This is a genomic window from Streptomyces sp. NPDC032745 (genome assembly GCF_055579465.1).
Genome location: NZ_JBVING010000009.1, coordinates 204,575 through 221,679 on the forward strand (window position 1 = coordinate 204,575; position 17,105 = coordinate 221,679).

The 17,105-nt window shown below is 69.6% G+C and carries 15 protein-coding genes and 2 pseudogenes; 4 read left to right on the forward strand and 13 right to left on the reverse strand.

All coding sequences use genetic code 11. The features are described from left to right. Positions 1-10: 10 nt before the first annotated feature. Positions 11-250 (reverse strand): 30S ribosomal protein S18, encoded by a 240-nt coding sequence (gene rpsR / locus ACZ5WG_RS24130; RefSeq protein ID WP_468725810.1) that lies wholly within the window; start codon positions 248-250, stop codon positions 11-13. 49 nt (positions 251-299) lie between these two features. Then, positions 300-1,028, reverse strand: a pseudogene (locus ACZ5WG_RS24135) (GTP-binding protein); the annotation flags it as partial. Positions 1,029-1,041: 13 nt separating this feature from the next. Here ACZ5WG_RS24135 and ACZ5WG_RS24140 point away from each other — a divergent pair. Then, positions 1,042-2,187 (forward strand): tyrosine-type recombinase/integrase, encoded by a 1,146-nt coding sequence (locus tag ACZ5WG_RS24140; protein WP_468725812.1) that lies wholly within the window; start codon positions 1,042-1,044, stop codon positions 2,185-2,187. A 30-nt stretch (positions 2,188-2,217) separates the two neighbouring features. Here the strand turns inward: ACZ5WG_RS24140 and ACZ5WG_RS24145 are convergent, their stop codons facing one another. Continuing rightward, complete coding sequence (locus tag ACZ5WG_RS24145; protein WP_468725814.1) at positions 2,218-2,811, reverse strand: immunity 21 family protein; 594 nt, start codon at positions 2,809-2,811, stop codon at positions 2,218-2,220. 382 nt (positions 2,812-3,193) lie between these two features. Here ACZ5WG_RS24145 and ACZ5WG_RS24150 point away from each other — a divergent pair, with 382 nt between their 5' ends. Both ACZ5WG_RS24150 and ACZ5WG_RS24155 read left to right on the forward strand, forming a co-directional pair. Then, positions 3,194-4,021 (forward strand): ATP-grasp domain-containing protein, encoded by an 828-nt coding sequence (locus tag ACZ5WG_RS24150; protein WP_468725975.1) that lies wholly within the window; start codon positions 3,194-3,196, stop codon positions 4,019-4,021. 774 nt (positions 4,022-4,795) lie between these two features. Continuing rightward, positions 4,796-5,482, forward strand: coding sequence for an ATP-dependent DNA ligase (locus ACZ5WG_RS24155; RefSeq protein ID WP_468725815.1), 687 nt, complete (start codon positions 4,796-4,798; stop codon positions 5,480-5,482). 509 nt (positions 5,483-5,991) lie between these two features. On the opposite strand, the gene ACZ5WG_RS24160 is transcribed toward ACZ5WG_RS24155, so the two are convergent. The 4 genes and pseudogenes from ACZ5WG_RS24160 to ACZ5WG_RS24175 form a co-directional block, all read right to left on the reverse strand. Beyond that, positions 5,992-7,134 (reverse strand): cytochrome P450, encoded by a 1,143-nt coding sequence (locus tag ACZ5WG_RS24160; protein WP_468725817.1) that lies wholly within the window; start codon positions 7,132-7,134, stop codon positions 5,992-5,994. Positions 7,135-7,861: 727 nt separating this feature from the next. Then, positions 7,862-8,767: a S41 family peptidase gene (locus tag ACZ5WG_RS24165; protein WP_468725819.1), complete on the reverse strand. Its 906-nt coding sequence runs from the start codon at positions 8,765-8,767 to the stop codon at positions 7,862-7,864. Between the two features lie 441 nt (positions 8,768-9,208). After that, positions 9,209-9,610, reverse strand: coding sequence for a GNAT family N-acetyltransferase (locus ACZ5WG_RS24170; protein ID WP_468725820.1), 402 nt, complete (start codon positions 9,608-9,610; stop codon positions 9,209-9,211). A gap of 62 nt (positions 9,611-9,672) precedes the next feature. Then, positions 9,673-9,951 (reverse strand): annotated as a pseudogene (locus ACZ5WG_RS24175) (TetR/AcrR family transcriptional regulator); the annotation flags it as partial. Here ACZ5WG_RS24175 and ACZ5WG_RS24180 point away from each other — a divergent pair. Beyond that, entirely contained in the window at positions 9,835-10,236 is a 402-nt protein-coding gene (locus tag ACZ5WG_RS24180; RefSeq protein WP_468725977.1) for a cupin, read from the forward strand. The pseudogene ACZ5WG_RS24175 and the gene ACZ5WG_RS24180 overlap by 117 nt on opposite strands. 98 nt (positions 10,237-10,334) lie before the next feature. Here the strand turns inward: ACZ5WG_RS24180 and ACZ5WG_RS24185 are convergent, their stop codons facing one another. From ACZ5WG_RS24185 to ACZ5WG_RS24210, 6 genes are all read right to left on the reverse strand, one after another. Next, positions 10,335-10,937: a hypothetical protein gene (locus tag ACZ5WG_RS24185; RefSeq protein ID WP_468725822.1), complete on the reverse strand. Its 603-nt coding sequence runs from the start codon at positions 10,935-10,937 to the stop codon at positions 10,335-10,337. Positions 10,938-11,056: 119 nt separating this feature from the next. After that, the gene (locus ACZ5WG_RS24190; protein WP_468725823.1) at positions 11,057-12,466 is read right to left on the reverse strand and encodes an MATE family efflux transporter; all 1,410 of its coding nucleotides are present in this window, start codon (positions 12,464-12,466) and stop codon (positions 11,057-11,059) included. A 4-nt stretch (positions 12,467-12,470) separates the two neighbouring features. Continuing rightward, entirely contained in the window at positions 12,471-13,499 is a 1,029-nt protein-coding gene (locus ACZ5WG_RS24195) for a cysteine synthase family protein (RefSeq protein WP_468725824.1), read from the reverse strand. Positions 13,500-13,566: 67 nt separating this feature from the next. Then, entirely contained in the window at positions 13,567-14,937 is a 1,371-nt protein-coding gene (locus ACZ5WG_RS24200; protein WP_468725826.1) for a Y4yA family PLP-dependent enzyme, read from the reverse strand. After that, the gene (locus tag ACZ5WG_RS24205) at positions 14,928-15,953 is read right to left on the reverse strand and encodes an ornithine cyclodeaminase family protein (protein WP_468725827.1); all 1,026 of its coding nucleotides are present in this window, start codon (positions 15,951-15,953) and stop codon (positions 14,928-14,930) included. Before ACZ5WG_RS24205 ends, ACZ5WG_RS24200 begins: the two co-directional genes overlap by 10 nt. Positions 15,954-15,984: 31 nt before the next feature. Then, positions 15,985-16,980 (reverse strand): TauD/TfdA family dioxygenase, encoded by a 996-nt coding sequence (locus ACZ5WG_RS24210; protein ID WP_468725828.1) that lies wholly within the window; start codon positions 16,978-16,980, stop codon positions 15,985-15,987. Between the last annotated feature and the right edge of the window lie 125 nt (positions 16,981-17,105).

Here is a 17,105-nt window from a genome sequence, read left to right on the forward strand (position 1 = left end):
GGGCCAGGCCCTACCGGCTGGAACCGTACGGGAGCAGCGCCATTTCGCGGGCGTTCTTGATCGCGGCGGCGAGCCGTCGCTGCTGCTGGGCCGTGACGCGGGTGACGCGGCGGCTGCGGATCTTTCCGCGGTCGGAGATGAACTTCCGCAGGAGGTCGATGTCCTTGTAGTCGATGTACGTGATCTTTGCCGCGTCCAGTGGGTTGGGGCGGGACTTGACGGGCTTGCTGGCGGTGTGGCGGCGGGCCATGAGGATTCCTTGTGGGTCGTGAACGAGGGGGATTCTCGATTTCGGGGGGTCAGGAGACCGGGTCGAGGAGGGAGTCAGAGGCTGCGGGGAGCCGCTTCCATGCCTCGCGTCCCGCCGCATACTCGGCGTCAGTCAGCAGGCAGGACTCCAGGAGCTGCTCCAATCCGTGCCGGTCGAGGCCTGGTGAGGTGAAGACGAGGTGCTGGCAGCAGTCGCCGTGTTCCGGATGCCAGTCGAGCGAGGCCGCCGCCCGGCGCATCGGCGGCACCATCTCCCAGGCGGCGTCCGGCAGGGAGGCCAGCCAGGGACCGGCGTTCTCCACACACAGGGCGCCGCCCGCGGCGTCCCAGGCGAGCAGGGTGTCGGGGCGGTCGGCGAGCCAGGAGCGGCCGCGGCTGCGGGCGGCGGCGCAGCAGAGGTCTTCCAGCGCTTGGTAGAGGCGTTCGGGGTGGAAGGGGCGGCGGCGGTGCCAGACGATGGTGGTGACTCCGGCCTCGTCCGCTTCCTGGGGCAGCAGTGCGCAGGCCGGGTGCTGGGCCGCGGCTGCGGTCTCCGCGTCGAAGCCGGCGAAGGCCAGCTGGGCGAGCTCGCCGGATCCGGCGGGCACCCGGCGGGCGGTCGGGTGGAGCTGCGCGAGGAGTGCGCGGTCCTCGTCGTCGGCTTCCTCACTGTCGACGAGGGCGAGTACGGGGGCGTACTCCAGCTGCCGTGCCCAGGTGTCCCCGACGGTGCGCTGGTCGGAGGCCGCCGCGGCGAGACCTGCCTCGGCCAGGTCGTCGCGGCCGGGCACCGTGAAGAACGCCGAGCTGACGCTGCGGGAGTTCGCCCTGTTGGTCGCCGCCGAAGATACAGCCGTGACCTGCGTCGCCCAGCTCAAGCGGCGGCACGTCGAACGCTATCGGCAGTGGTTGCTCGAGCGGCCGGCCGCCCGCGGCGGACCACTGCACCGGCACACCGTCCGCGACCGCCTCAGCAAACTCCGTGGCTTCTTCCACCGGCTGGATGAGTGGGATGCCGCCGACCGGCCACCCCGCCAGCTGGTGTTCGACAGCGACTTCCCGATAGCGGACGAGCCGCTGCCCCGCTTCCTCGACGACGACGACGACGACGCCGCCGCGGCGGCCAAACTGCTGGCCGCCGCCCGTAAAGATCCCGATCCGTTCGCCCGGCTGACCATTGAGATCCTCGCCCGCACCGGGATGCGTCGCAGCGAGATGCTCGGCCTTACCGTCGACGCGGTCGTGCAGATCGGCTCCGCCTACTGGCTCCGCGTCCCGGTCGGCAAGATGCACACCGACCGCTACGTTCCCTTGCATCCACAGTTGAAGACCCTGTTGGACGACTGGCTGCTGCACCGGCCCGAGGTACTGCGCTCGAACCTGCTGTTCACCGACCACGGCCGCCCGGTCAACGCCTCCCGCGTCGAGGCCGCGGTCCGCAAAGCCGCCGTGCAAGCCGGCCTGAGCCGGGTCACTCCGCACCAGCTCAGACATACTCTGGCCACCCAGGCGATCAACCGGGGCGTGTCCCTGGAGACCATCGCCGCACTTCTTGGCCACCGGTCGCTGTCCATGACACGTGTTTACGCGCGGATCGCCGACCGGACCGTCGCGGACGAGTACTTCGCGGTCTCGGAGAAGGTGGAGGCCCTCTACGACGCCCCAAGCCACCTGCCGGCGGACGCCGAGGGCGTGGAGATGGCCAAGCTCCGCCGGGAGATGCACCGCCGGATGCTCGGCAACGGTTACTGCGCTCGCCCAGTCGAGATGGACTGCCACTTCGAGTCGATCTGCGAGTCCTGCACGTTCTTCGTCACCACGATCGAGTTCCGGCCTACACTCGAACGCCAGCGAGACGACGCGGCCGCCAAGGGACAGGTGGCCCGCGAGCAGATCTTCGACGGACTCCTCAGCCGACTCGAGGGAAAAGCCTCCTGACGTCGTATTCCCGGTGATGGGGACAGATCATCAGCTCTGTGGCCAGGGCAGAAGTTGGACCAGACCCACCGAGGTTTCCTCGTTTGTCGAGGTGTGGACCGCGCGGACTGTCCAGCGGCCGGGCGGAATCGGGACGGGCGCCTGCTCCGGCAGTCCGCCGCCATCGGGGTACTCGACATCCAGTTCGTTCCCGGCGGTGACAGAGTCCATGAGCATCGCAGGCCCGTCCGTCTCCCACACACCGCACTCTTCCCATTCGGTCGTGGGGTCGGTGAGGACGGCCCGGGCGGCGGTGATCAGATCGGCATCCGAGTTGGCTCCGAGCCAGCGGACGAATACTCGGTGTTCCGGCAGATAGCAGGTGGTGGAGGGCTCGTCCGCCAGGACAAGCCCTCGCCGGCCGTCTCCGCTGATGGCAATCACTCCCGCAAGCCCGTCCACCTCGCAAGCGCGGTCGTAGTCGTCCGGGACGTCCCCGTCGCCGTTGATCAGTCCCGACTCTGTGCAACCATGCCATCCGTCCAACACGGAAACCGGTACGACGATCAGCGGGCCGCCCATCGACTCGACCCATGTGAGGGAAGGCTCGGATGAACTGGCTGCGGTGGGTGAGGAAATCTTCATGGCGCCAGTGTCTCCCCGGCCACTGACAACGTTTCGTCGGGCTGCAAAACAACCATGACACCGACCCCCTGCCTCGGGCTCAGCACGACCAGTGGCTTGACATCGAGACCCGCATATTAGAGGTGTCCCGGCCCGACATATCCGCTATTACAACCTCAAGCCCGCTGTCCGCACCGTCTGCACCGGACGCAGCCGCGTGGAATCCGAGCGGTGGACCGCCTTCCGTTCGCACTACGGCTTCGACGCCTTCTACTGCCAACGGCCGATGTTCACCGCTCCGGGTAAGACCGAGCGCCAGTGACTCCTTTGGTCGGCTGGGTGGCCCTTAGGTGTGGGCCGGAATGCTGTGGACTGTTCGGCCGAATCGGTGGCATCGTCAGCGATCGTGACGAAGCATGGTTTCTTGGCGTTGGCGCCGCAATACACCACGACATCCGAGCTGCTCTCAACGTCGGCCCATCGGCGGGGGATGGATGTAGAAGTACTTCCCGCCCATGGCGGTGCGGGCACTGCCATGGGGAGGCGTGGTGGCCACTACTACGGCGGCCCCGCTTTCGCGGCACGCGTCGTGGATGCCCTTGAGGTCGCACTCTTGGAGCCGTCTGACGACTGGCTGGCCACATTGCCCTACGAGTACACCGGGCGGCGCATCGCCATGGCGACCCTGGGCGAGGCGCGCTGTCTGTCCCGACCGGCGTTCGTCAAGCCGCCGAGCGACAAGAGCTTCCCGGCCGCCGTTTACTCCAATGGTAGTTGCCTCCCGACAGGGCCGGAGCTGTCACTGGATGTGCCAGTACAGATCAGCGACGTGGTGACCTGGGCAGCGGAGTTTCGCCTGTACCTCCTGGACGGCGAGGTCCGCACAGGTTCGCAGTACGCCACCTTCGGCCGACTCGACGCCGAGCAGCTGGACGGGCATCGCTATGAAGACGCTGTCCTGGAGTTCGCGGATGATCTCCTGGCCACTTGCAGCGGTGGCCTGCCCAGCGCGGTGGTGGTGGACATCGGGCTCCTGGCCACACCCGAGCACAGCGCCGCCGACCAGTGGGCGGTCGTCGAGGCGAACATGGCGTGGTTCAGCAACAGCTATGCCGCCGATCCTGACCGGGCCCTGGACGTCGTCCTGCGCTCAGCCGGTCCGCGGACAAAGATGGCTGAGCGAGACCGCCGGTTCTGCCAGACCATCGAGGAGGCTCACCTCGCCGGCTGAAATGCCCGCGTGATCAGTGACAACAACCGCGCCGCCCCGACGATTGGTGCCCAGTGCCGTGCCGATCTGGTGACAACTACTGCGCTCCACCTGCGCAGATTCCGCAGGTCAGTATCGATCTTGGTGACAGCTATCGCGCCTCGGCACATTTGGGTGACTCCCCTCCGCCATGTCCGGTGATCCACTGCTAGGCCGGTTCCTCCTGCCCGGCTCCGTCCTGGCCGTGGCGGAGGATCGGGAGCAGGACTTCTGCGGTGTCGTAGCCGGTGCTCGCCGCTGTGCCGGGCGCGCGAGGGCCTGGAGTGCCGCCGTCGTGGTCAGTGGATGCGCGCGGTCGGTGGCGACCTGGCACCCCTGGGCGTGGACGGTTGCGGTGCGTCCTGTCCGTCCAGGAGCCATGCCCACCGGGCTGAGGGGGCTGTGATGGTGGGTCGACGGTGGGTGGGAAAGGCATCGAGGTCCACGCTGGGGATCGGGCGGAGCTGTGCAGCAGTCACCCACGTCTTGACTCGGCCGGCTCGACGCCGCCTGCGGCCGTCTGCTACACGGGCACGCCGATGCGGTACATCCACAGATCGGATTCGATCTGCCGGCGCTCGTAGAGCCGTACCCGCTCGATCGCCTGGCCGTCCGGGAGGAGCAGCGTGATCGGCACGGGCAAGCTGTGGTTCTGGGTCGGGCACGGGTCAGATCTGCGCGCGCAGGCTGCGGAGTCGGTGCCGGGCCCGGTGTGCTGGGCCCGCTGGCGTCTGAGCAGAAGTTCACCGGGCGCTGTTGTTCACCGCGGTCGCGCCGGGCGGGCGGGTGCTGGTGCAGACGGGGCGCGGTTCCCTGGCCCAGGACCGCTTCTCCGATCTCGTCGCGGCCGCTGAACAGCAGCTGCCCGGCGCCCTGGTCCTCGACGGCGAGCTGGTCGTCTGGGAGGTGGAGGCGGTCCGGTTGTCGTTCGAGGCGTTGCAGCGCCGCGCCTCCGCCCGCGGCCGCAGCGCTCCGACCCTGGCGGCCGCCTTGCCGGCCTACTTCGTCGCGTTCGATGCCCTCCAGGTCAACGGCACGGAACTCTTGGCACGCCCGTATCGCGAGCGCCGGCCAGCCCTCGAGGACCTCTTCGACACCCACCAGCTGACCGCGCCGTGCACGCTCTGGCCGATGACCACCGACCTCGCCAAGGCCAGGGAGTGGCTGGAGACCTGGACCGACGTCTCCGGGGTGGAGGGGATCCGGGTGAAGGGAATGAACCAGCGTTACCTCCCCAGGTCGAGAGGCTGGTTCAAGATCAGAAGACGGGACACCACGGAAGCGAACATCGGCGCGATCACCGGCACCCTCGCGCGGCCGCAGCTCCTCGTCCTTGGCCGCGACCACCACCACGGCCGCCTCCGCGCCATCGGCCGGACGGGCGGCGTGGCGGCACAGCCGGCGGCAGCCTCGCCCTCACCGCCGTACCCGCCCAGGCCATGAGACTGCTGTCCATCACCGGCGCGGGCACTGTCTTCACCCTCCACGCCGGCCCTGCCCAGGCCCTGGCCGATATCGCCGCCTACGGCCAACCCTCCGCTTGACGATGCGCCGCTCGAACGGCGGATCCCTGAACAAAGCCGGATCCGGCGCCCGGGGGAGGCCGCCCGCCGCTACAGCGCCGGGATCGCGTACCCGGGCAAGGGCTCGGGCAATCACCGCCGTCGACTGCCACCAGGCACTGCCCGCGGTCATCACCGAGCTGGAGCGGAGCACCGCCGCACCGGCGGGGCGTGCGGTGCGGTGTGGCGCAGGCTCGGGTGGAGCGCGAGGCCACCGGGCAGGAGGCGCAGAAGCCGGTGTGCACCCTCTGCGGGAGCAAGTTCACCGACGAACGCTGACAGGGATCAAGCGGCACTCGTGGGTTGGCGAGCATGCAGTGCCTGCCCACGGCGGTGGCTCTCTGCTGGAAAGTCGCGGATGCCCGCGCTCGGGATCTTCGCGTCCTTCGCCTACGACGGCACCATCGCGCGCAGCGACAGCCGTGCGTAGGCGGGGATCAACACCCCCCGCGCCGGGCGTCGCCCCGCTATCACCAGCTCCGGGAAGCCCCGCAGGACCCCGACCACCGCGCGGATCTCTGCCATGGCCAGCGGCATCCCCAGGCAGAAATGCGGGCCCGCCCCGAACCACAGCCGGCGCAGACCGGCGGTTTCAGCGGGATCCCGGTCCGGCGAGAACGGGCCGTACGCTCCGGTGCACAGCAGCGTGGCGATCACCACCCGCTCCCCGGCCTCCACCCGGACACCCCCGATCCGACCCGGCCGGGCCGCGCTGCGCAGCATTACCGGGGTTGGCGAGGTCACCCGCAGCGCCTCCTCCACCAGGGCGTCTGTGATCTCGTCCGGCCTCCGGCCCGTGTCATGGGCTAGTGCGACCAGCCGGGGCACGAAGGAGACCAGCGTCTCGGTGCCCGTCAGCAGGAACAGCCCGACCGCGCCCCGCGCCTCGGCCTCGTCCAAGCCGAGCGCGCGCAGTCGCCCCGGCACGGTGGACTCGTCGCCGGCCCGGTAGGCCGCCACCGCCGCCTCGCTCAGTCGGGCCAACGCCGCCCGGGCACGCTCTGTCTGACGGCTGGTCAGCGTCGTCCGCCACAGCCGTACGGACGAGATCACCGCGGCGGCCTCGGTGAAGTCCGCCTCGCCGGCGGGGAGCCCGACCAGCTCGCGGATCACTTCGGCGGCCCCGTCCCGGACCACCCGGACGAGGTCTACCTCCTCGCCCGCCGCCAGCCGCCGCTCCAGTTCGCCGAGCGGAGCACGTAGCACCCGTTCGCAGACGGCCGCCACACGCCCCGGTGTAAACAGCCCTCCCAGCCGCCTGCGCAGCGCCGCGTGCTCGGCGCCTTCCAAGGTGATCAGCACCCGCGAGCCGAGCACCGGGCTCCACAGCCCGGCTGCCGCGCCCGGCCCTGTCTTCGTGTATCCCTCGGTGTCCGTCAGCACCTCCCGGGCGAGGCGGGCATCGCTCACCACCACCCCGACCCGCGGCACCCGCACCACCGGGCCGCAGGCGGCGACCGCGCGCACCAGCCGGTACGCCATGGGGTGAGCAGCCGTCTGCACCCGCCGCTCCCAGCGCTCCCACTCCTCCATCCCGGCAAGGTAGCGCCCCCGTGGCCACAAGTGACGCGTCGCACCACGACTTGACCTGACCGCCGCGTAGCGAAGCCGCGCTGTGATCGCTTCTACAGCCCTAACCCCTGCATCTGCGGCAGAAAGGCCCAAATCTGATCTCTCTTGACCAGCCCTGGCAGGTGTACTTTCCGTCCCCTCACGTTGGTGAAGAGGTACTGGAGAGCGGCAACCGCCGACTTCGAACATCCGACCTTCAGCGACCCCGTCGAGCACAGGTGGCGCCAGCGCGACAAACAGTGCCCCCCCGTCGCCCCTGACACTGCCGGGATAGCGGCTCTTGAAGCGATCCACGACAGATTCGGCGCCGGTAGCGCAGGTGCTGGTGGACCTTCAGGACCCCGTAGCTCCATGCGGTGTGCTGCCGGGTCCCGGCCGGCGCCAACCAGCCGAGCGGTTCGCAGGCTGTCGGCGAGTAGCTCCTCGCATGCGGTGGCGGCGCCTGCGGCGTCGCCGGCATCACCCCGCAGCCGGGCGAGGTTGTTGCGGGTGCCCAGCGTGTCGGGATGGTCGGAGCTGAGGATCCTTAGACAGGCGGCGAGCAGTTCCTCGTACGCCGCGGCGGCGTTGGTGTGGTCGCCGGCCGCGCCACGGATCGCGGCGATGTCAGCGAGCGTGGCGAGGACGTCTGCGTGGTCGCGGATAGGGGTAGGCGCTGCGTGCAGCGCTGTCGATGACCTGGACTGGGTCAGCCTGCCAGTCGGGCGAGGGCCAGCGCGTGTGCGTGGGCGAGGGAGTCAGCCGCAGCGCAAGGGATGTCCGGCTGCACGCCGGTGCCCTCCCAGTTCGTGCTGGAGACGGGGTTGATGGCGCGGCCGACGGGGATGGTGGCTTCCAGGTGTGGGTGCACCGTCCAGCCCTTGCACGGATGCGCGCCGCCGCGGGTGGGCTCGCCGACGACTACGGCGCGGCCGAGCTGCTGGAGGTCGTACGCCAGCTCTTCAGCGGCAGAGAAGGTGCTGTCGCTGGACAGCACATACAGCGGCTTGCTGCCACCGAAGCGCGCGCCGGGAACGTGCGGCAGGCTCCAGGACTGCTCGCTGCGCTCGCCGCCGCGCCAGTGCATGGTGTTGAGGTGGGTGCGCTCATCGAGTAGGTAGCTGCAGACGAAGGCGACCGTGTCCGGGTCGCCGCCCCGGTTGGTGCGAAGGTCAATGATCAACGCCTGGGCGCGGGAGGCCAGGGTGAGCGCGGCGCCCAGCGGTTCGGCGGCCCACTCCAGCGGAAACAGCATCGGTGCCAGCTCCACCACGGCGACCCCTCCGTCGAGCAACTGCACCCGGGGCGCACCGCCCAGCGAGGTGTCGAAGTCCCGGCGCATGGAGTCCAAGGTTGCCGCGCCCTGCTGCGGGGACACCGGTTCGGCGTGGTGCTTCAGCCTCAGGTGTCGGTCGCCGTTGACGGACTGGAGGTCCGCGGTGACCAACCGGGCGAGCTCCTCGGCGCCGTCGACGTCGTAGGCGCCCTCGGCGAGGCGTCGTTGCAGCAGGCCGGCGAGCTGCTCGGCTATCTCGGGGAACACGTAGTGCTCGATCAGGAGCCGGGCCGTCTCGTCGATGACAGGGGTCGGCGGAAGCTTCGTTGAAGTCGTCATGGCAGGGAGTAGAGCACTGCCCTTGCTAAAGCGTCAAAGATCAATCTGGCCGCGGAGGCCCCCGACCCTTTCCCCGGACAAGAGTCGGGGGCCTCCGCGGGGCAGCGCCTCCTCAATGCAGAGTCCAGAGGGCGTCGTACTTGTCGAGGACTGCCCGGAGTTCGCGGGCCTTCCGAGGTGTCATGGCCAGGAGCCCGCGGTCGAGGAGCGCACGGCCTTCCAAGGGGCTGCCGCAGCATGACGAGTGCGCGTTGTCCCACTCGCGTTCGTCCCATGGTCCACCTGCACGAGGCGGCGTCCGGCCAGACCAAGGATCGCAGCAAGCACGCCCAGTCGGAGGCGGGCCTGCTTCATTGACATCGAGGGCTGCAAGGCCGGGACGCGGTCGAGCGCGGCGTCCACCGGCAGGGGCCGTAGCTGCCCGGTTCGAGGCGGCCGTCCTCATCGCCGCGATCGACCAGTGGCTGTGGAGTCCGTATGTTCGGCGTTGCGGTCAACGATGGCAAAGCGCAATTCGGGGCGTTCCCAAGTCACCTTCAGTGGCGAAGGAGAAACCTTCCCCACCGGCTCGGCACCCAGGCGCCGATGGAACTGCTCGGCTGCAGGGTGCGACACGACACGCACTTGAGCCAGGCCCGCTTCTTCGGCCTGATCGATCACATGTTCCACAAGGAGTCGGCCGACCCCCGCCCCCTGTGCCTCATCCGACACGAACGCCAGGTCCAGTTCCACCGGTTCCAGTACCAGGGCGTAGAAGCCCAGGAGCCTGTCGGTCGTGTCGGCCGCCGCGGAGGCCTGGTGCCGGTCGATGTAGCCAGCCGTGACCCGGTAGCCGGAGATCAACGTGGTGTTCGACCCCGTCCGGTCAGCGGCCAGGCCGCACCTCATCGGCGACGGAGGACCGTCTAGCGGACGGTGAGGAGGAGGCCATTCACCAGAGCTCGGAGCCCGTCCAGGTAGGTGTCCTCGCCGGTCAGCAGTGCCCAGCGGTCCGCGACCTGTGCCAACCGCGGCAGCTCATCCGGGTCGAGATCGCCGAAGACTTGCTCGCGGTAGGTTACGCGGTCATCGTCTGCGCGTCGCCGCGCCGCTGTCGCCCGGACCACGATCTCTCCAGCGGTGTAGTACCAGATCGCACGATAACCGTGCACGGCCCGCTCAGGGGACAGTCCGCATTCGATCAGATCGCGACTTTCCACGTGGAGACCGACGCCGACGTGCACGCCGACCACTGGGAGATGCACCCGGAGGCCGACGAGGCGGTGTGCTGCCTGACCGGCGACGTCCGTCTCTACTTCCGTTCCACCACGCCCGGCGGCGCCGAGGACACGGTCCGGTTGCAGGCAGGCACCGCCGTGATCGTCCCGCGCGGCCGCTGGCAGCGCCTGGAGCTGAACGCCCCCAGCGACCTGATGTCGATCACCCTTCGCCAAGGCACCCGCCTCGAAAGGCGCACCGACACTCACTGACCGGAAGGCGGCCCGAAGATTCGCTCCCTGGCAGGAGGGCGCCGACGTGTCACAGTCCGCGCTTGTCACGCAGACATCCCGCAGGATCGCTCTGTCGATCAGAGCTCTTCAGCTGAGGTGTCGGCGGCGTTGGGTTCGGCGCGGGTGACCAGGCGGTAGCCGGATGCGCGCCCGAGGCGTCGGTTCGAGCGCGGGCCGGCTTGCACGGTGCGCCCTTGCAGGATGGCGGCATCGAGGAGTTCGTCGACGGCGGGGTTGTTGCGGCGCATCCGTGTGATTTGATCGCGCCTCAGACCGACTGCTGCGGCGGCAGTGCCGACGTGGATTCCTTGGGCGATCGATTGCAGCAGGAGGCGGAGGCCAAACGCATTGGCCTGTCCTTGCGGCGTGACTTTGTGTGCGCCGGCCATGGCGGCGGCGGCGGACATCGCGGTGTCGAAGGTGGTGTCGTTCCTCCGCCAGTTGGCGAGGAGGGATTCCTTGATGCCGGCCGCGGCCGCGCATCCTGCCGGGCCCAGGCCCATGGCGGCCGCATGAAGGGCGTTGGCACGCCGATGGTTGGTCTCGGCGGTGTGGTCCGGGCGGCCGTGGATTGCGCTGATCAAGGTCTGCTCAATGTGGTCCGAGGATGTCAGCTGGGCGACCAGGTCCCCTGCCCATTCTCGAGGTCGGCCTGCTTCTTCCGGTTCCGGATTCTTCAATGGCTGCGAGCCTCCTGCCGGCCTGTCTCGGTCTCCGAGCCCATTGTGCAGGTGGGACCGGCCTGCTGGCAGGCCGGTCCCAAGGAAGAAGTCACTCGCGCGGGTTACATGGCGACGGGTTACGCGACGGCGGGTGCGGGGTACGTCTGTGCGTGGCGGTTCAGGGACTGGGAGTAGCGGCGCAGGAGGAGGACGGCGGTGGTGGCGAGGCCGGTGAGGAGACCGAGCCAGATTCCGAGGGCGTCGAGGTCCAGCGCGTAGGCGAGGAGCCAGGAAGCGGGCAGTCCGACGGCCCAGTAACCGATGAGGGTGATGCGGAAGCCGCTCTTGGTGTCGTCGAGGCCGCGCAGGAGTCCGACGCCGATGTTCTGGGCGCAGTCGAAGAACTGGAGGAAGGCGGTGACGATCAGGAGCTGGGTGGCGATGGTGAGGGCCTGCTCGGACCCGGAGTCGAGGAAGGGCGCCAGGATCAGCTGGGGAATCGTGAGGTAAAGCAGCCCGACGACGGCCATGACCGCGGCGGCGCAGGCCAGGGCGGTGTTCTTGATGCGGCGGGCGTCGTCGTGGTTGCCGAGCGCCAGTTCGCGGCTGACGTTGATGGACGCGGCGTGCGAGAGGCCGACGGCGACCTGGAAGACGATGTAGACGAGCTGGTTGACGGCCGTGTGCGCCGCGAGCGCGTCCGGGCCGAAGGAGCCTGCCATCAGGGCGGTGATGGAGAAGAAGCCGGCCTCGGAGCCGTAGGTGGCGGCGATGGGGATGCCGAGGCCGACGAGGCGCCCCACGGTGGCCCGGTCGGCCTTGGTGATGTCCAGGGTCAGGAGCGGTGCCAGCTCCTTGTCCTTCTTCGCGGAGAGGTAGAGGGCGAGGAAGGAGAGCAGGTAGACGCTGGAGGTGGCGATGCCGACGCCGGTGAGGCCGAGCTTCGGGAGGCCGAAGGTGCCGTGGATGAGGATCCAGTTCAGGCCCGCGTTGACCGCGATCGAGGCGATGGTGATCTGCAGGAGGGCCTGGGGGCGGCGCATGCCGACGGTGAACTGGCGGACGGCCTGGAACCAGAGGCAGGGCAGCAGGCCGGGGGCGAGGGCGAAGAGCATGGTCTGGGTGAGGCCGACGACGTCCGCGTCCTGGCCGAGCCAGGTCAGGGCCTGGCCGATGAGGATCATCAGGACGGCGCCGGCGAGTCCGGCGAGCGTGGCGACTGCCATGCTCGCCCGGACTATGGAGCGGACCTCGTCGTGTGCTTGTTCTCCTGCCGCGCTGCCGTCACCCTCTTCGGCCTTTCGCTCGGCGCGGGCGGCCGCGGCGGCTATCTGGTTGCCGACCGAGGTGAGCAGGCCGACGCCCATGGTGCGGATCTGGTTGAAGATGACGATGGCCAGACCGCCGGCGGCGAGTTCCGTGGTGCCGAGGAGGCCCATCATGACCGTGTCGGTGGTGGTCAGCGCCACCTGGGCGAGCTGGGTGAGGATCAGAGGCACGGCGAGGACGCCGAGGGCGCGGCTGTCGCGGAGGAGAGTCTTCAGCATGGGTCTATCGGTTCCCGCGGAGTTTGGTGAGTAGCTCGTCGATTTCCCGCTCGGCCTCGGCGTTGAGGAGATCGCGGTCCTGCAACCATTCGTCGTTGAAGACGGTGTCCATGTACTTCTCGCCACCGTCGTTGACGAGGGCGACCATAGTCGTGCCCGGCGGCAGGGTGGGCAGCCGGGTCAGGGCCTCGTAGACGACGCCGCCTGCGGAGCCACCGATGAGGAGCCCGGTACGGGCGACGGCGCGGCAGGTGGCGAAGGCCTCGACGTCGCCGACCTTGACGCCCTCGTCGATGAGGTCGAAGTCGACGAGCGCGCCGATCTCGGCACCCTCGGGCGTGCCGGTGCCGGACTGGTAGTAGTCGTGGGCGGGTCCGCCGAAGGCGATGGAGCCCTTGGGCTCGACGCCTATGACGGTGAAGCCGGACATGAGCTTCGTCAGCTCCCGGCTCGTGCCGCAAAGCGCTCCGCCCGTGCCGACGGCGCCGATGAGAACGTCGATCTTCCCGTCGAGGGCTTCGACGAGTTCGTGGGCGACGGGGAAGTAGCCGACGCCGTTGGCGGGGTTGTTGTGCTGCTCCGTGAAGATGGTGTTGTCCTGGCCGCGGGCCATGTCCTCGGCCAGTTCCTCGCGGGCGGCGGTGGCGAGTTCCTCGGTTCCGTCGTCGACGACGTAGACCAGTTCGGTGCCGAGCGCCTTCATGCCACGGAGCTTGTCCACGCAGGCGTGGTTGTCGACGACGGCGGTGAAGGTGTAGCCGCGTTCAGCGGCGATCACCGACAGCCCGAGGCCGGTGTTGCCGGAGGTGGACTCGATGATCCGGCCGCCTGGCCGCAGCTCACCGGACCGCTCGGCGGCGTCGATCATGGCTCGTGCCATACGGATCTTGGCCGTGCCGGTGGGGTTGAACATCTCGAGTTTCAGCAGCAGGCGGCTGCCGGTCTCGGTGGAGGCCAGTTCCAGCAGGGGGGTGTAGCCGATGAGATCGGACACGCGGGAGACCACGGCGGGGCGCGTAAGGGCTCCGGGCATCGGTAACTCCAGAAGGGTGTGGGAGGCGGCAGGCAGCAGGCGGAGGGATGCGCGTGGGCGCTGTGCGTCAGGTGAAGTGGCGGTCGAGGCGCCAGCGCGGGCGCGGCTGGTCGGTGCGATCGACGACGACCTTGGGCGGCAGGGCCAGGTCGTGGAAGGGGGACTCGTTGGAGTCCATCTGGTAGCCGGCCGTGTTCGGGTAGACGAGCAGGTCGCCGGTGTGCGGGCGGCGGGGGAAAGGAATCTTCCGCCAGGTGAGCATGTCTGATTCCAGGCAGGTGGCCGCTCCGACGCTCGCCGGGAAGACGCCCTCGGGGCTGCCCGGGTCCTGGGGGATCAGGATCGGGTCGGGCAGGTACTCGCTGTTGAACCACTGCTCGGACAGGCTCAGGCTCGTCCCGTCCACGGTCAGGATCCGGTATCCGTCACGCTCCTTGACGCCCTGGACCCGGAACACCGTCGCCCCTGCCTGGTGCAGCAGTGCCCGTCCCGGCTCCAGGAGCAACAGGACGCCCGCGTCCCGCACAAGCCGGGCCAGTGACTGCTCGTGGCCTTCGGGCTGGGTGGCGAGCAGTGCGGCCAGGGCGTCGGCGCCGGCCAGGGGAGAGTGGTACGGGTAGAAGTCCCCGGTGTGGAACGTCTTGCCCGCGTGGTAGTGGCTGCTCTTGTGCTCGGCGAGGAAGGTGTGCCAGCTGTCCCCGTCGGTGTAGCTGATGGGCAGACCGCCGCCGATGCTGATCCGCGAGGCCTCCAGCCCCTGGACGCGGGCCTTGAGGCACAACTCGACGAGGCGGGCTGCGAGGTCGGCCCGCGGCTGGAGGGCGTAGCCGGACAGATGGAAGCTGAACCCCTCCATCCGGATGGCGTCCCCGGCCTGGACGCACCGGTCCAGGGCTGTGGCCAGTTCGGCTTCGGTGAGTCCGAAGCGGCTGTGCGGCTGGGCCGGCGGCAGAACGCGCAGCAGGATCCGGGAGGGCCGGATCTGACCGGTCAAGGCGATGGTGACGAGGGTGTCGAGCTCGTCGAGCGAGTCCACGGCGACCAGTGCCCCGTGCTGGACGGCCAGCTGGAGGAGGGCCGGGTCCTTGGCGGGACCGGTGACGACGAGGTGCTCACCGCGCACGCCGTGGCCGAGGGCCTCGCGCAGCTCGGCCACGGAGGCTACGTCCACACCGGCCCCGCCCGCCGCAGCGCGCTCGACGAAGAGCGCGGCCTTGTTGGCCTTCTTCGCGAAGTACACGAAGCCGTCGACCCCGGCCGCTGCGAGCGCGCCCTGCATGGCCCGCAGGTTGGCGTCGAAGGCGTCGGGCAGCAGGAAGTGGAAGGGGCCGCCGAACGCGTAGGCCAGCTCGGGAAGCAAGCCGCAGGCAAGGACCTGATCGGTGGCTGCGTCGGGCAGCACCGGGAGGGTGGGCAGGGGGCGGCCGTTCACTGCCACAGCGCGACCTCGGTGCCCAGGCCCTGCGCGAGGGCGAGCTGTGCGAAGCGGTGGCCGAGGGCGATGTCGGTGACGACGAGGCCGCTGTTGTAGGCGAAGATCCGCTCGGCCGAGCCGGTGCGTCCGGCGCTCTCGCCCGCGAGGACGGGCGGGAACTCGGAGTCGACGGCCGGGAGTTTGCCCTCGGCGTCGGCCATGTCCGTGCCCGTCACGTTCATCTGCGCCTCGCTGGTGGCGATGACGCGGTCGGCCTCGTGCAGGGTGGAGGGCGCCAGACCATGGCCGACGAGGATCGACAGCGCGCCGGGCTTGAGCCAGGAGGCCTCCACGGCGGCCTGGGTGTGCCCGCCGGCGGTGGCGACGATGACGTCGGCATCCGCGGCCGCGGCCCGCAGGTCGGTGACGATCTCCACGTCCCGGTCGGGGAAGTACGTGCGCAGCTGTTCCCGGACCGCGGCGATGCCCTCGGGGTGCGACCCGGACAGCATCAGCCGGTCCAGGTCCGGCAGGGTGGTGAGCAGGAAGGGCAGCGCGAGCCGCCCCTGGGTTCCGGTACCGATGACCAGGGCGTTGCGGGCGCCGGGGGCGGCGAGTTCGCGGGCCAGTAGGGCAGAGACGGCCGGGGTGCGCAGGGAGCCTATGCGGGAGCAGTCCATCATCGCGACGGGCAGGCCGGTGACGTCGTCGTAGATCGTCAGCGCGGTGTAGTAGTGCTGCTCCTCGCGGCCCTTGTCGAGGCCGTGCTTGTAGGAGGTCTTGATCGCGACGACCTCGCGGGAGCCGTCGCGGCCGAGCATCGCGTAGGAGACCGAGTGTCCGTCCTGCGGCTTGACGGTCAGTTTCCGGGGGTTGTCGGACTGGCCGGCCTGGAGCGTGCGGTAGGCGCCCTCCACGGTGGCCACCACGTCGGCCAGGGATATGTCGATCCCGGCGAGGTCGGTGGTGGACAGGATGCGCAGGTGCTTGTCGTCGCCGGATACGGCGGCGTTGGCGGGGGCGGCCGAGGTCTCGGTCATGGTGGTCTTCCTCCGGGTGCGGGGCGGGTGGTCAGCTCGCGTGTGCTTCGAGGGCGCTCTGGCCGTAGCCGTGCTCGTCGGCCTCGGCCTCGGGGCGGGTGCGGCGGCCGGGTACGCGGACGGAGGCGCGCTTGAGCCAGCGGTCGCTGCCGTCGTAGCGGGCCCGGAAGGGCACGCGGCCGTGGACGACGAGGTCGTTGTCGACGACCAGGATTTCGCCCGGGCTGAGGCTGACGGCGACCGAGACACGGGCCAGTTCGTCGGAGAGGCGTCCGTATGCGGAGCGGTAGGCCTCGTCGGCGTCGTCCAGCGGGGTGTACGCGGGGTCGAAGCGCAGCGTCATGCCGTCGTCGGTCGCGAACAGGGTCGGCACCACGGGCGGGGCCTGGTCGGCGTAGCCCTGGGCCTCCTCGTAGGCGTCGTCGGGGAGGATCGGCAGCGTGGGCCCGGTGAGGAGATCGATGTCCTCGTCGGCGAGTTGGGTCTTTCGGATGCTGGCGGCGGTGGTGGCGATGTTGTCGTGGTTGCGCATGCAGCCGAGCATCAGGAGGTGGGCGCGGCCGGGGTGGAAGGCGTCCTCGGTGTGAGGGCTGAGAAGCACGGTGCTGCTGGCGCCGGTCTGTTCGGTCTCGTGGCCGGGGGAGGGGACGATGTTGTGTACGAAGCGTCCGTTCTGCTGGCCTTCCCAGGCGATGGGGTTGCCCATCACGGTGGCGAGAAGAAGCAGGGCGATGTCGTACACGGCGCCGCTGTCGCCGGCGCTGGCCCAGCTCGAGGGCGTGTCACCGATGGCTTCGTCGTCGACGTCGAGGCCGCGCAGGACGAAGAGGCCGTCGGCGGTGTCGACGGGGCGGCAGAGCTCGCGCAGGGTCTCGCTGAAGCCTTGGGCGACCTCGGCGACGCGGGCCAGGAGCTGGGGACTCGTGGCGGAAGTGCCGAACTCGGCAAGGATGTTCGCAGCGGCTTGGCGAAGTTCACCCACGGTCTGGGCGTCGAGCTCACGGACGGGTGCGGCTGCCGTGCTCATGGCGAAGAGATCCGTTTCGTCGGATGGCAGGGGGATCCGCGGTTCTCGGTACGGTCTCCCGCGATTGGGCGGCGGAAGTGCGTAACTAGCTAGATGCGACGGGTGGTTGGGGTCCTGTCGTGGAT

Coding starts and splice junctions, on each gene's coding strand:
- ACZ5WG_RS24195 (WP_468725824.1), bottom strand. CDS start 13,499: ATGCCCGGAGCCCTTACGCGCCCCGCCGTGGTCTCCCGCGTGTCCGAT.
- ACZ5WG_RS24160 (WP_468725817.1), bottom strand. CDS start 7,134: ATGGAGGAGTGGGAGCGCTGGGAGCGGCGGGTGCAGACGGCTGCTCAC.
- ACZ5WG_RS24210 (WP_468725828.1), bottom strand. CDS start 16,980: ATGAGCACGGCAGCCGCACCCGTCCGTGAGCTCGACGCCCAGACCGTG.
- ACZ5WG_RS24205 (WP_468725827.1), bottom strand. CDS start 15,953: ATGACCGAGACCTCGGCCGCCCCCGCCAACGCCGCCGTATCCGGCGAC.
- rpsR (WP_468725810.1), bottom strand. CDS start 250: ATGGCCCGCCGCCACACCGCCAGCAAGCCCGTCAAGTCCCGCCCCAAC.
- ACZ5WG_RS24165 (WP_468725819.1), bottom strand. CDS start 8,767: ATGACGACTTCAACGAAGCTTCCGCCGACCCCTGTCATCGACGAGACG.
- ACZ5WG_RS24190 (WP_468725823.1), bottom strand. CDS start 12,466: ATGCTGAAGACTCTCCTCCGCGACAGCCGCGCCCTCGGCGTCCTCGCC.
- ACZ5WG_RS24145 (WP_468725814.1), bottom strand. CDS start 2,811: ATGAAGATTTCCTCACCCACCGCAGCCAGTTCATCCGAGCCTTCCCTC.